This window comes from Streptomyces sp. bgisy130 (assembly GCF_057708345.1).
Genome location: NZ_JBYISA010000013.1, coordinates 47994 through 61090, shown reverse-complemented (window position 1 = coordinate 61090; position 13097 = coordinate 47994). Strand labels below are relative to the sequence as shown.

General features: G+C 72.0%; 11 protein-coding genes and 1 other RNA gene. 3 read left to right on the top strand and 9 right to left on the bottom strand.

The window, feature by feature from the left end; genetic code table 11:
- Window positions 1-104: 104 nt before the first annotated feature.
- From AC3EUV_RS19180 to rnpB, 8 genes are all read right to left on the bottom strand, one after another.
- Window positions 105-1139 carry a zinc-dependent alcohol dehydrogenase gene (locus AC3EUV_RS19180; RefSeq protein WP_432146001.1) on the bottom strand — a complete coding sequence of 345 codons (1035 nt, stop codon included), beginning with the start codon at window positions 1137-1139 and terminating at the stop codon, window positions 105-107.
- Between the two features lie 75 nt (window positions 1140-1214).
- Entirely contained in the window at window positions 1215-2111 is an 897-nt protein-coding gene (locus AC3EUV_RS19175) for a carbohydrate ABC transporter permease (RefSeq protein ID WP_432146000.1), read from the bottom strand.
- Window positions 2108-3070 carry a carbohydrate ABC transporter permease gene (locus tag AC3EUV_RS19170; protein ID WP_432145999.1) on the bottom strand — a complete coding sequence of 321 codons (963 nt, stop codon included), beginning with the start codon at window positions 3068-3070 and terminating at the stop codon, window positions 2108-2110. The genes AC3EUV_RS19175 and AC3EUV_RS19170 overlap by 4 nt, the downstream gene beginning before the upstream one ends.
- 85 nt (window positions 3071-3155) lie before the next feature.
- On the bottom strand, window positions 3156-4514 hold the full coding sequence (locus tag AC3EUV_RS19165; RefSeq protein ID WP_432145998.1) for an ABC transporter substrate-binding protein: 1359 nt from the start codon (window positions 4512-4514) through the stop codon (window positions 3156-3158).
- Between the two features lie 402 nt (window positions 4515-4916).
- On the bottom strand, window positions 4917-5420 hold the full coding sequence (locus AC3EUV_RS19160) for an ATP-binding protein (protein ID WP_432145997.1): 504 nt from the start codon (window positions 5418-5420) through the stop codon (window positions 4917-4919).
- Between the two features lie 217 nt (window positions 5421-5637).
- Complete coding sequence (locus tag AC3EUV_RS19155) at window positions 5638-7152, bottom strand: FGGY-family carbohydrate kinase (protein WP_435603424.1); 1515 nt, start codon at window positions 7150-7152, stop codon at window positions 5638-5640.
- A gap of 3 nt (window positions 7153-7155) precedes the next feature.
- Entirely contained in the window at window positions 7156-8199 is a 1044-nt protein-coding gene (locus AC3EUV_RS19150) for an NAD(P)-dependent oxidoreductase (RefSeq protein WP_432146034.1), read from the bottom strand.
- A 266-nt stretch (window positions 8200-8465) separates the two neighbouring features.
- Window positions 8466-8867: RNase P RNA component class A (gene rnpB / locus AC3EUV_RS19145), an RNA gene on the bottom strand.
- A gap of 133 nt (window positions 8868-9000) precedes the next feature.
- Here rnpB and AC3EUV_RS19140 point away from each other — a divergent pair.
- Together AC3EUV_RS19140 and AC3EUV_RS19135 are read left to right on the top strand one after the other, a co-directional pair.
- Window positions 9001-9813: a MerR family transcriptional regulator gene (locus tag AC3EUV_RS19140; RefSeq protein WP_432145995.1), complete on the top strand. Its 813-nt coding sequence runs from the start codon at window positions 9001-9003 to the stop codon at window positions 9811-9813.
- Window positions 9810-10580: a hypothetical protein gene (locus AC3EUV_RS19135; RefSeq protein ID WP_435603423.1), complete on the top strand. Its 771-nt coding sequence runs from the start codon at window positions 9810-9812 to the stop codon at window positions 10578-10580. The genes AC3EUV_RS19140 and AC3EUV_RS19135 overlap by 4 nt, the downstream gene beginning before the upstream one ends.
- Here the strand turns inward: AC3EUV_RS19135 and AC3EUV_RS19130 are convergent.
- Window positions 10567-12072 (bottom strand): RNB domain-containing ribonuclease, encoded by a 1506-nt coding sequence (locus AC3EUV_RS19130; protein WP_432145993.1) that lies wholly within the window; start codon window positions 12070-12072, stop codon window positions 10567-10569. The two genes, AC3EUV_RS19135 and AC3EUV_RS19130, sit on opposite strands and share 14 nt — an antisense overlap.
- Before the next feature lie 167 nt (window positions 12073-12239).
- On the opposite strand from AC3EUV_RS19130, the gene yaaA reads away from it, so the two are divergent.
- Window positions 12240-13037: a peroxide stress protein YaaA gene (gene yaaA, locus AC3EUV_RS19125; protein ID WP_432145992.1), complete on the top strand. Its 798-nt coding sequence runs from the start codon at window positions 12240-12242 to the stop codon at window positions 13035-13037.
- The last annotated feature ends 60 nt before the right edge of the window (window positions 13038-13097 follow it).

Here is a 13097-nt window from a genome sequence, read left to right as displayed (position 1 = left end):
GTGCGGGACGGACCGGACGGGGACCGGGATGAACGTTCGGCGTGGGTGGAGGTCGCAGGGCGGTTGTCCGGTGGCTCCAGTTTCGCAGTCTCGCACACGGGCCGCTACGCACCGTCCACGGTGACCAGCACCTTGACCTGCTCGGGGTCGACGGATGCGGTGAAGGCTTTGGCGGCGTCCTCCAACGCGTAGGTGGCGGTGACGAAATCGGCCGGGTCGACGGCTCCGGACGCGAGGAGGGACATGGCGGCGCGGTAGTCCTCGGCGGTGTACATCAGGGTGCCCTCGATCCGGATCTCCCGGTCCTGGAGCAGGTCCAGGCGGACCGGTGTGCCACCGGCGGCCCCCACGCCCACGACGACGATCCGGCCGCCCTTGGCCACCAGGCCGGTGGCCTGGGCCATGGACTGCTCGCGCGCCACGCAGTCGAAGACGACGTCGGCGGGCCCGCCGAGCGCGCCATGGGCCCGCCCGACCAGATCGGGGTCGGCCGCGGGCAGCGCCGCGTCGGCGCCGAGCCGCAGCGCCCGCTCCCGCTTGCCCGGCAGCAGGTCGGTGACCACGATCCGGGCGGCACCGGCGTGCCGGGCGGCGATCAGGGTGAACAGACCGATGGGGCCGGCACCGAGGACGGCGACGGTGCGGCCGGTGAGGTCGCCGGCCTTGGCCACCGCGTGCACGGGGGTGGCCAGCGGCTCCACGAGGGCGGCCTGGATATCGGTCATGCCGTCGGGAACGCGGTGCACGCGGCCGGCAGGGATGGTGAACAGGTCGGCCATCGCGCCGGGCGTCTGACAGCCGAAGACCTTCAGTTCCTGGCAGATGTTGTAGCGGCCGGAGCGGCACTGGGGGCACCGGCCGCAGTACAGGCCGGGTTCGACGATCACCCGGTCGCCGGGCGCGAAGTCATCGGCTCCGCGCCCCGTGGCGGCCACCCTGCCCACCGCCTCGTGGCCGGGGCGGTAGGGCAGGTCGATGAACGGGTGGTGACCGGCTGCGGCATGGGTGTCGGAGCCGCACACGCCGACGACCGTGGTGCGCACCAGGAGTTCGCCGTCCCCGGGGACGGGGGCGGGCACCTGCTCAAGGGTGATATCGGTGAGGGAGCGGACGAGCACACGGCGGATCTGCTCGGTCATGGTGAGGGGTTCCGTTCGGTTCGGGCGTTCACGCGGTGGCGGGGCCGGGCTGGATCCGGGTCGTGGCGGCGGCCCTCATTTGACCGCTCCCAGGGACAGGCCGCGCACCAGCTTGTCCTGGGCGGCGAATCCGGCGATGAGGACCGGCAGCGACACCAGCGTGGCCGCCGCGCAGAGCCGGGCCAGGAACAGGCCCTCGTTGGTGATGAAGCCCACCAGGAACACGGGTGCGGTGGACGCCTTCGTCGCGGTGAGGTTCACGGCGAACATGAACTCGTTCCAGCTGAAGATGAAACAGATCAGTGAGGTGGCGGCGAGTCCCGGCATGGCGACCGGCGCGACGATCCGCAGCAGCACGGTGGGCAGTCCGGCCCCGTCGACCTCGGCCGCCTCAAGGATCTCTCTGGGTACCTCGGCGAGGAACGACCGCATCATCCAGACCGCGATCGGCAGGTTCATCGAGGTGTAGAGGACGACGAGCGTCCAGATGTTGTCCAGCATCCCGGTGTTCTTGACGATCATGTAGACCGGCAGCAGGGCCGCGATGAGCGGAAGGAACTTCGTGGACAGGAAGAAGAACATCACGTCGGTCCACTTCTCGACCGGCTTGATGGACAGCGCGTAGGCCGCCGGCACCGCCAGGACGAGGACCAGCAGGGTCGAGAAGATGCTGGCCATGGCCGAGTTGAGCAGATATGGGGTGATGTCCCGGTCCAGCAGCAGCGCGTACTGGTCGAGGGTGAGCGGCGCGAACGGACTGGGCGGGTTGGTCGCCGCGTCGGACTCCTGATGGAAGGACGTGAGCACCAGCCAGGCCACCGGCACGAAGAAGGCCAGGGTGGCCAGCCAGGCGACGAAGGTCCACAGCGGCGACAGCCGCGGCGTCTGCCCGTCGTCGTCGCCGCGACGACGACGGCGGCGGAGTCTCTGGACGACGGTGCCGGACGCTGCCGGGGTGGTCGTGGCGGTCATCGGGACACCTCCTCACGGAACAGGGAGGCGACGACCCGCAGGGCGAACGTCGCGATGACGATCGAGCCGATCACCACGACGACGCCTGCGGCCGCGGCCTGGCCGTACTCGAACTTGCGGAACATGGTCAGGTAGATCTCGTAGGGCAGGTTGGTGGTCCGGGAGCCGGGCCCGCCCTGGGTGATGGTGTAAACCGCGTCGAAGGTCTGCACGACGAAGATGCTGCCGAGCACGGTGCCCAGCTCGATGTACTGCCGCAGGTGCGGCAGCGTGATGAGGCGGAAGGTCTGGAGCGCGGAGGCCCCGTCGACCCTGGCGGCCTCCAGTACGTCACCGGGCTGGGCCTGGAGACCGGCCAGCAGGATGAGCATCATGAACGGGGTCCACTGCCACACCAGCGCGATCACCAGGGCCGGCATGGGGAAGGACGACACCCAGTCGACGGTGGGGCCGTTGTCCGCGCCGAAGAGCCGGTAGACGGCGTTCAGGGTGCCGTTGAGGAGGCCGTAGTCGGGGTTGTATATGGCGTGCTTCCACAGCAGCGCGGCGGCGACCGGCATGACCAGGAACGGGGCGATGAGCAGGGTCCGCGCGAGGCCCCGGCCCAGGAAGCGGCGGTCGAGCAGCAGGGCCAGGCCCAGTCCGAGGAGCACGCTGAGGATGACCACGGACGCGGTGAGCACGGCGGTGTTGACGACCGCGGAGCGCAGCCGCGCGTCGGTGAAGACGACGGTGTAGTTGGACAGGCCGGTGAAGTGCCGGTCGCCCGGCTGAAGAATGTTCCACTGGAAGGTGGAGATGACGAGGGTGGCCACGAACGGCAGCTGGGTGACGATGATCGTGAAGATCAGCGCCGGCAGCAGCGGGAAGCGCCGCCGCCATCTGCGGTGGCCGGTGGGCTTGCCGCGGCGGGCCGGTGGCCGCCCGGTCTTCTCGGATGGACGGGTGTGCGTGCTCATGGGCTGACTTTCCGCCGCCGTCGGCGGCCGGGGATCGGTGGACTGGTGCCCCGGCCGGACGCGGTGCCGGCCGGGGAGAAGCGGGCTACCTGTGCTTCTCGGCAACGTCCTCCGCCTGCTTCTGGCCGTCGTTGAGCGCCTTGTCCACGCTGGTCTTGCCGGCGATGGCGGCGGAGATCTCCTGCGTCACCTTGGTCCCGAGGTCCTGGAACTCGGGGATGGCGACGAACTGGATGCCCACCGTGGGCCGCGGCTGGACGCCCGGGTCGACCGGGTCGGCCTGCTGGATGGACCGAAGGGTGATACCGCCGAACGCGGCTGCGGCCTTCTTGTACTGGGGGATCGCATAGGTGCTGGCCCGCTTCCCGGCGGGCACCCGCGCCCAGCCGAGCTTCGCGCCGACGAGCTTCTCGTACTTCTTGCTGGACGCCCAGAGCATGAACTTCGAGGCGGCGTCGGCGTTCTTGGTGGTCTTCGGCATCGCCCACGCCCAGGCCCACAGCCAGCCGCTGCTCTTGGTCTTCTCCACGGGTGCATACGCGTAGCCGATCTTGCCGGCCGCCTTGCTGGTGCGGGGGTCCTCCAGCGAGCCGGCCGCGCTGGTGGCGTCGTACCACATGGCGACCTTGCCCTGGCTCATGGCGTTCAGGCACTCGGTGAACCCGGACTGCGCCGCGCCCGCCTGACCGTGCTTGCGGACCAGGTCGACGTAGAACTGCGTGGCCTTCTTGAAGCCCGCACCGTTGACCTGCGCCTTCCAGTCCTTGGTGAACCAGGTGCCGCCGAAGGTGTTGACCACGCTGGTCAGCGGGGCCCCGAGCTCGCCCCAGCCGGGCAGGCCGCGCAGGCAGATGCCCTTCATCCCCGGCTTCGCGCCGTCGGCCTTCGCGGCGAGGTCGGCCACCTGCTGCCAGCTCGGATGGCTGGGCATCTTCAGGCCCTTCTCGGCGAAGACGTCCTTGCGGTACATGAGGAAGGACGACTCGCCGTAGAACGGCAGCGCGTAGAGCCTGCCGTCCTCGCCGGACAGCGACTGCACCATCGGCGTGAGCAGGTCGCTCTTGTCGAAGTCCTTGGACGGGTCGACGTAGCCGTTCAGGTCGTGCAGCCACCCGTTCTTGTGCCAGATGGGCACCTCGTAGGCGCCGATCGTGGTGACGTCGTACTGGCCGGCGCCGGTCGCGATGTCCTGGGTGGCCTTGTCGCGCAGCTCGTTCTCGGGGAGGACCGTGAAGTTCACCTTGATGCCGGTGTCCTTCGTGAAGGTGCTCTTCGTCAGCTTGGCGATGTCCTCCATCTGGGGGTTGCCGACCATCAGCACATTGATGCTCTTCCCGCCCTCCGGGGACGCGCCGGTTCCGGCGCCGGAACAGGCGGTGGCGAGCAGGGCGATGGCGGTGGCGCCGGCGAGGAGAGCATATCTGGTCGATCCGGTCGATCTCATGACGGGGGACCTCTCGTGCGGGTGGGCGGGGAACGGCCTGGGGGGTCCCACGGCGGCGCCGCTCGTGGGAACAGCTGCTCAGCGGGGTGAAATCGCGCGGAACCTCGACTGGGGCGTGGCCGGGGAAGGGGGTGTGGATGCCTCCCTGGGGTGGTGGGTACGGCATCTCTGGCGGAATTAATATCAGGTTAGTGGGCCGTTGTTAACGCATCTTGCGAGAAATTCTTGTGAGATCTCTCGTCAGTCCGTCTCCGCGGGGCAAGGTCTCCGGGGCGAGATCTCCGGGCGGAGCGCCGAACAGCTGCGCCCGCCCCTGCCTCCGTCACCCCCAAGGAATCCCGCACGGGCGCCGGACCAAAACACACAGACCGGGCACTCCGGGGGGCAGCGCCTGCGCCGGCGTCAGTCGGCTCGCGGGTGGGTGGCCGTGACGGCCAGGCAGGCCAGGATCCAGGTGCCGCGGTCGTCGCGGCGCAGGTCGACCCTGCTGGAGAGGGCGTGGACGAGGGTGAGGCCGCGGCCGTGCTCGTCCGGATCGTCCGTCGCGGAGGGCTCGCGGGGCGGGGCGGGGTCACCGTGATCACCCACCGCGATACGCAGCGTGCCCGGACCGAGGGTCAGACACAGCGACATCTCGCTCCGCCCGTGCAGCGCCGCGTTCGCGGCGAGCTCGCCGACGATCAGGACGGCCGCGTCCCGCTCATCGTCCGACAGGTGCCAGCGACCGAGCAGATCGGCGGCGATCCGGCGCAGGCAGCCGACCAGGGCCTCCTGCGCCGGGAGCGTGAACTGGGCCTTCGGGGAACGACGCGGGGTCCAGGCCCTCGGACCCGGGAGCATGACGTCGATCCACGGCACGAGGGGCGAAGGCCCGGGGAGGATCGAGGGGGCGATGTCGGGGGACATGACGGAAGCTTTCAGGCTTGCGGGCGGAGCCGGTGCCACGTCACGTGGCGGGTGACCGAGCCGCAGAGAGCGGGGAGGCCGCGGGTTTGCCTTGAGACCTGTCTACGCCCACCTGCACCCATTTACAATAGATTTTCCCAGAAAATCTCAGAAAATGCGATAAGCGATCAATCTGCATCGCATGTAACGAGGTAATGGCGCCGGCCGCCCGGGGCGCTCACTCCCCCGCCCCGGGCGCATCCAGGCGGGCCCAGAGCGGCCCGAGAGCATGTAGCGCCTCCTGGTACACCTGGTACGCCTCCTCCAGCACCGCGACCCGGTCGGCGCCCGGTTCATGGCGCCTGAGGACGGACGTACCGGCGCGCGGATCCTGTACGCCGTCGAGCAGCCCGACGGCGGAAGCCGCGAGCAGGGCCGCTCCCCGGGCGGCGCTCTCCTCGACATCCGTCACCACGACCGGCCGCTGGAGCGCATCGGCGAACATCTGGCTCCAGACGTCGCTGCGCGCCGCACCGCCGGTCAGCCGGGCCGGCCCGGTGAGGCGCAGCCTCGAACGGAGCGCGTCGACATGCCATCGGTGGTTGAGGACGACGCCTTCCATCAGGGCCCGCAGCAGATCACCCCGTTCATGCCAGCCGCGCATACCGAGGAACGTCCCGGAGGCGGGCTGCCGATGCGGGGACCCGTAGACGAACGGGTGGAACAACACCTCCGACCGGCCCGCCAGATGCGCCGCGGCTTCCTGGCCGATCAGGTCGTAGACGTCGTCACGGTGCCCGGCCGGTGCGCCCATGACCCGCAGGAACCATTCCAGGTTCGCCACGGATGCGGGCGAGGTGGACATGATCATCCACCATCCCTGGCGGACGAATCTGCGGACCTGCCACCGGAGATCGACGACGGGGCGGTCACTGATCACCTGATTGATGCTGAACGACCCGGCGACCAGGCAGAGTTCACCCGGGCCCGTGCCGCCGATGCCGAGCGCGGCCGCGTCGACGTCGTGTGCGCCGGTGACCACGGGCGTGCCGGCAGTGAGCCCGGTGGCCGCCGCGGCCGCGGGGGTGACCGTTCCGCACACCGCGTCGCAGGCCAGTACGGGCGGCAGCTTGGCAGCGAGCCCGCCGAGCCCGTAGAGGTCGAGCAGCTCCTGCGAGTAGCCGCCCTGACGCAGGTCGGTGAACGAAGCACTGGAGTCCGTGGGGTCGGTGGCCACCACACCCGTCAGATTCAGCCGCAGCCAGTCCTTGCAGGACAGCAGCCAGCGGGCACGCTCCAGCACGCCCGGCTCGTGACGCGCCAGCCAGGCCAGCAGGGCGGCCGGGGAACCCGCGAAGGGAACGGTGCCCGAGAGCGCGAGGGCACGCGCCCAGACCGGTGTTTCCCGCCATGCGGCCAGCATCGGATCGGCCCGGGTGTCCATCGCGACGATCGCGGCCCGCACCGGTCGTCCCCGCTCATCGACGGCGTAGAGGCCATCACCGTGCCCGGTCAGCCCCACCGAGGTGACGGCCCGCCGCCCCTCCGCGCCCGCCGCGGCGAGGCAGTTCCTGATGGCCCCGTGCGCGGTCCGCCACACGTCGTCCATGTCCCGCTCGACCCAGCGGGGCCGCGGGGTGCTCAGCGGCACCGTACCGATCCCGCGCGCCACCTGCCGGCCGGCCGCATCGAACAGCACCGCCTTCGTCGCGGTGTGTCCCGCATCGACGCCGAGCACCAGATCACGCGGCACCGCTCACACCCACCCCAGCTCACGGGCGTTGACCGCCGCCGCGCAACGGCCGGTCGCGGCCAGTTCGGCGACGGCCTCGGCGACGAGTCGCGCCGAGCGCACCGTCGTGGTCGTCGTGTCACCGGCGTAGTGGGTGGTGAGCGTGACGTTGTCCAGCCCGCGCCAGGGGCTGTCCGCCGGGAGGGGCTCCCGGTCGTGCACATCGAGCCCGGCGCCGGCGATGCGGTGGCTCACCAGGGCGTCGTACAGGGCGCCGGTGTCGACCAGCCGGCTGCGCGCGGTGTTGACGAAGTAGGCGGCCGGCTTCATCAGGGCGAACTGCCGCGCACCGATGAACCGCTCGGTCTCGGCCGTCAGCCGGGCGAAGACCTGCACGACATCGGACTCACGGAAGACCGTATCCAGACTGTCGGCGCGCACGACCGAGTGCCGCGCCAGCACATCGTCGGGCACATAGGGGTCGTAGGCGAGCAGACGCGAACCGACACCCCCCAGCCACGCGGCGAACGCCCGCCCCACATGCCCGAACCCGACCATCCCGACGGTGCTTTCACCGGTCTCGCGGCCGGGACCACTGACGTCCTTCCGCCACCCACCGGCCTTCACCGAGGCGTCCGCACGGACGATGTCCCGCGCCTCCGCGAGCATCAGACCGACGGCGAGCTCGGCCACGGCCGAGGCATTGCGGCCGAAGACCGGTACGACGGCCACGCCGCGGGCGGAGGCAGCGGCGACATCGACATTCTCCAGCCCCGTACGTGCCACGCACACGGCCCGCAGCTCCGGGGCGGCCCGGAGCACCACAGCGGGAACCGGGGCGAAGTGCACGGCCAGCACCTCGGCCCCACCCACCGCCGCCACGATCTCCTCGGGCACCGCCACGGCCTCGGGCCCCTCCCGCTCCATGACCTGCTGAGCCGCATGCTGCTCCGCCTTGGTCCCCGCCCAATCGACACTGCGGACAGGCCCGAAGCGCGCACCACAGCCCGCTGCCAGGGCATCGACGTAGTACTCGGCAGGGATGAAACGGTCACCGACAATCAGCACGCGCAATGAGCTCTCCGCTCGTCCTGGCGACCTCGCACCGGCCCCCGCGCCCCCACCCACCCGCGCCCGCCGCGATCGTGCCCCTCCCGCGATCGTCCCACCTTCCCGGACGGCACGCCCGGCGTCGGGCGACGGCCTGCTGCGCTGAACTGGGGCGAGATCCGGCGGCCGGGCACGGCGAGGAAAGCTCAGCTGCGCGGAGGAATTCTGGCGGGGCGGCCACGGCCCTGATCAGGGTGTTTTCCCTGATCAGCGACGGTGGGTGGCGGACGAGTCGGCCTGTACGCCGGGTTCTGTCGCCCCCGGTCCTTGCGGGCCGGGGGGAGACGGCCATCCATCTAGGGCTGTCGTTGCCGGCAGCCTCGTGCGGTCTACCCGCGGACTCGGGCGGGCAGCCCTCGGTCGTCCGCGCAGGGGCATCAGCCGATGCCCCCTCTTGACCTTGCTCCGGGTGGGGTTTACCTAGCCCTCCGAGTCACCTCGGAGGCTGGTGGTCTCTTACACCACCGTTTCACCCTTACCGGAGGCCGAAGCCTCCGGCGGTTTGCTTTCTGTGGCACTGTCCCGCGGGTCACCCCGGGTGGGCGTTACCCACCACCCTGCCCTGTGGAGCCCGGACGTTCCTCGGGAGGATCGTGAGATCCCCACGCGGCCGTCCGGCCGGCTCGTCCGCCGTGCCGACCATGCTACCCGTAGGGGGCACCCGTCCCTGCCAGGCCCGCTACCGGGGCCGTGGGCAGGGCCGTTGACGGGGAAGTTCGTGCTTGACCTTGTCGCAGCGGCAACGTTTCTACTGAGCGCATGAGAATCGGTGAGCTTGCAGGTCTGATCGGGATCAGCACCCGTGCCGTGCGCCACTACCACCATCTCGGGCTGCTGCCCGAGCCGGAGCGCCGGGCCAACGGGTACCGGGACTACGGGCTGCGGGACGCGGTCGCGCTGGCGCGGGTGCGCCGGCTGACGGAGCTGGGGCTCGGGCTGGACGAGGTGCGGGACGTCCTCGCCGACGACGCCGGGCGCGAGCTGCACGAGGTGCTGGACGAGCTCGACGCGGACCTGGCCCGCCAGGAGGAGGAGCTGCGGCTGCGGCGGGCCCGGCTGGCGGCCGTGCGCCGGCAGGCCGCGGAGCACGGGGGGCTGCCCGCCGAGGGGCCGGTGTCGGACGAACTGGCGGCGCTCTTCGCGGAGATGGCACGTACCTCGGCAGCGCGGCCGGGCCCGGAGCCCGCCATGGCGTCGAAGGAGCGGGAGGTGCTGGCGCTGCTCGAATCGATGGCGGGCGAGGAGGGGAACAAGCGGATGGTGGAGCTGCTCGGGGAGGCGACCGCGGCGCCGGGGGCGATGGAGCGGGCGTATGAGGTGTACGGGCTGCTCGATGCGCTGGTGGACGCCGGGACGGACGATCCGCGGGTGGAGGAGGCCGCGCGGGCGCTCGCCGGCTGCATTCCGGACTCGATGATCGCGGAGGTCAGCGGGGAGGACTGGGCACGGGCGGCCGGGCCGGGCGCGGAGGCGGACGACGGCTTCCTGGCGGCGTACTACGCGCACTTCGCGCCGGCGCAGGCCGGTGCCGTACGCCGGGCGCTCCAGCTGGTGGCGGAGCGTGCGCGATGAGCCGGGGCACCGCGCTGCGCCGACTGGCCGCCCATGAGGGGCGGTGGCTGACGAGCCTGGTGTGGTGGGTGGCCCGGCGGCGGATCGGGGTGGCGCCGGGTGAGCGGGCCCTGGGGTATGCCGGGGCGCAGGCGGCGATCGTCTACGGGCTGACGTTCGTCTGTGTGGTGGAGACGGTCGGGCTCGGGGTGCTGCTCGCCGGCAAGGCGGTGGTGCACGAGGTGATGCTGTTCGTCGATGTGTACACGGTGCTGACGGTGCTGGGGTTTCAGGCGGCGGCGGTCACCCGGCCGCATGTGCTGGGGGCGGCGGAGCTGCGGCTGCGGGACGGCGCGCGCCGGGAGATCCGGATACCGCTGGAGCGGATCGCCTCGGTGCGCTATGACCTCCGGTTCGTGAGGGAGCAGGAGAAGGACGGCGGCGGCGAGGTGGCCGAGCTGGCGGTGGCGGGGCAGACCTCGGTCACCGTCGAACTGTCCGAACCGGTGGTGGCCGTCCGGCTGTTGGGGCGGCGGGAGACGGTCCGTACGGTGCGGTTCCACGCCGATGAGGCACGGGCGGCGGTGACGGCGGTGCGGGAGGGGATGGCGGTACGGGGAGAGGTGGCGGCGCGGGAAGAGGCGACGGCGCGGGCCGGGGTGCTGGAGGCGGGCGGAGCGCCGGGGACGAGTGAGGCGTCGGGGGCGAGTGGGGCGTCGAAGGCGAGCGGGACACCTGAAGCCGGCGGGGCGCCCGAAGCCGCCGGGGCCCCCGTCAGGCGGGTGTGAAGCGGACCGGGTGGTGGCCCGGTTCGGCCTCGGTGAGGCGGACCGGGATGCGGTGGCCGAGGGGGAGGGCGGGGCCTTCGGGGGCGGTTTCGACGGTGCCGATGACGGCCGGGTCGTAGAGGTGGACGGTGCCGTGGGTGGGGTCCTGCTCCTGGATCTCGACGACCAGGGCCTCGAAGATCTCGCCGACCCGGTCGCGCAGCAGCGCCGCCTCGACGAGGTCGACACAGGCCCGCTCCACCTGGTTGGCGCGCTGGGTGCCCAGCTCCATCTCCCGCGGCAGCGCGGGCAGCGCCGTACGGACCCAGTCGGGCGGTGCGGCGCCCGCCGAGGCCGCCAGGCACAGCTCGGAGGTGTAGCGGTCGACCAGGCGCCGCAGCGGCGCGGTGGCGTGCGCGTACGGGGCGGCGACGGCGGCGTGCAGGGCGGCGGAGGCAGCGGGCGCGGTGCCGTCGAAGACGGTGTAGCCGGCGCCGCGCAGCAGGGCGGTGCACTCCTGGAGGAAGGCGGCGTGGGCGGCGCGGCGCGGGTCGAGGGTGCGGATCAGCGCCGCGTAGGAGGTGTGGTGGGGCCAGTCGACGCCGAGCGCACGGGCGGTCAGCCGGAGCCGGGCGACCGAGCCGTCAGGGGCGGTGGGCAGCGTACGGAGGATGCCGGTGCCGGAGGCCAGCATCAGTTCGGCCGCGGCCATGCCGGTGAGCAGGGAGATCTGCGCGTTCCAGGCGTAGGCCGGGAGGGGGGCGCGGTATTCGAGGGTGTAGCGGCCGTCGTGCTCGACGATCTCCTGCTCGGGGACGTTCAGGGATATCGCGCCCCGGGCGACCTCCCGCTCCTCCCGCAGCTGTCCGATCTCGCGCAGCAGGGCGAGGGGTTCCTCGGCCGTGTGGTCGTCGAGGATCCGCTGGACGCCCGCGTAGTCCAGTCTGGCCCGCGAGCGGATCAGCGCGCGGCGGACGGAGGCGCTGGTCAGGGCGCCGTCCGCGTCCAGGTCGAGCTGCCACAGGACAGCCGGGCGGTCCCGGTCGGGCAGCAGGCTGGCGGCGCCCTCGCTCAGCACGTACGGGTGCAGCGGGACCCGCTCATCAGGGAAGTAGAGGGTGGTCACACGGTGGTGTGCCTCGGCGTCCAGGGCCCCGCCCGGGGTCACGAAGGAGGCGGCGTCGGCGATGGCGTAGTGGACGCGGTAGCCGCCCCTGGCCTTCGATCCGCGCGGCGCGGGGCGGCGGGACAGGAACATCGCCTGGTCGAGGTCGAGGGTGCCGGGCGGGTCGAGGGTGAAGAGGGGGAGGTCGGTGGCGTCCTCCAGGGTGTGCTCGGTCGCCACGGCGCCGTCGGCGGCCGGGATCCGCGGGGCGCGGGCCGCGCTCTCCGCCTCGGCCTGTGCCGTGGGCGGGAAGTGGTCCGGGATCTCCAGCCTGCCGCGCAGCTCATGCAGCGCGACCCGCAGCGGGGCCTCGGCTGCGTCGGTCACATGCATATGGAGACGGGGCATGACACCGAGCGTATGGCGGGCGGCCGCTCCCGGCGCGCCGTGCGCGGGCCGCCCCGGGTGTGCGCCCCACGCGCCGGGCGCCCGGCGCGGTCCTCGCCCGCCCGCCGCAGGCCCTACGCTTTCCCGGGGCCGCACCCCCGCCCGTACCGCCGTGAAGGAGAACCACCGTGCTCGTGCTGTTGCCGCCGTCCGAAGGGAAGGCCCCCTCGGAGGCCGGGGCGCCGCTGGACACCGGGGCGCTGTCGCTGCCGGGGCTGACCGCGGCGCGCGAGACGGTGCTGGCGGAGCTCGTCGAGCTGTGCGCGGCGGACGAGACCAAGGCCCAGGAGGTGCTCGGGCTCAGCGACGGCCTCAAGGGCGAGATCGCCAAGAACGCGGGGCTGCGGACGGCGGGGACCCGGCCGGCCGGGGAGATCTACACCGGGGTGCTCTACGACGCGCTCGGTCTGGCGTCGCTGGACGCGGCGGCGCGGAAGCGGGCCGAGCGGTCGCTGCTGGTGTTCTCGGGGCTGTGGGGCGCGGTACGGATCGGGGACCGGATTCCGTCGTACCGCTGCTCGATGGGCGTGAAGCTGCCGGGCCTCGGTGCGCTGGGCGCGTACTGGCGGGCGCCGATGGCCGAGGTGCTGCCGGCGGCCGCCGGGGAGGGGCTGGTGCTCGACCTGCGGTCCGCGGCGTATGCCACGGCGTGGAAGCCCAAGGGCGAGGTGGCCGGGCGGACCGCGACGGTGCGGGTGCTCCAGTCGAAGCTCGTGGCCGGTGTGGAGAAGCGGACGGTGGTCAGCCACTTCAACAAGGCGACGAAGGGGCGGCTGGTACGGGATCTGCTGTCCGCGGGGCTCGATCCGGCGGACCCGGCGGAGCTGGTGGCGGCGCTGCGGGAGCTGGGTTACGCGGTGGAGGCGCAGGCCCCCGCGAAGGGCGGCAAGGCGTGGGCCGTGGATGTGATCGTCACGGAGCTGTAGAGGGGCGGGGAGCCCGCGCTCGTTGCAGCATGCGCAACGCTCGTTGCGGAGCGTGGACAC

Bases quoted from the DNA above. Each gene is read 5' to 3' on its own strand.
- AC3EUV_RS19130 (WP_432145993.1), bottom strand. From the start codon at position 12,072: ATGCCCCGTCTCCATATGCATGTGACCGACGCAGCCGAGGCCCCGCTG.
- AC3EUV_RS19180 (WP_432146001.1), bottom strand. From the start codon at position 1,139: ATGACCGAGCAGATCCGCCGTGTGCTCGTCCGCTCCCTCACCGATATC.
- AC3EUV_RS19135 (WP_435603423.1), top strand. From the start codon at position 9,810: ATGAGCCGGGGCACCGCGCTGCGCCGACTGGCCGCCCATGAGGGGCGG.
- AC3EUV_RS19140 (WP_432145995.1), top strand. From the start codon at position 9,001: ATGAGAATCGGTGAGCTTGCAGGTCTGATCGGGATCAGCACCCGTGCC.
- AC3EUV_RS19170 (WP_432145999.1), bottom strand. From the start codon at position 3,070: ATGAGCACGCACACCCGTCCATCCGAGAAGACCGGGCGGCCACCGGCC.
- AC3EUV_RS19165 (WP_432145998.1), bottom strand. From the start codon at position 4,514: ATGAGATCGACCGGATCGACCAGATATGCTCTCCTCGCCGGCGCCACC.
- AC3EUV_RS19175 (WP_432146000.1), bottom strand. From the start codon at position 2,111: ATGACCGCCACGACCACCCCGGCAGCGTCCGGCACCGTCGTCCAGAGA.
- AC3EUV_RS19160 (WP_432145997.1), bottom strand. From the start codon at position 5,420: ATGTCCCCCGACATCGCCCCCTCGATCCTCCCCGGGCCTTCGCCCCTC.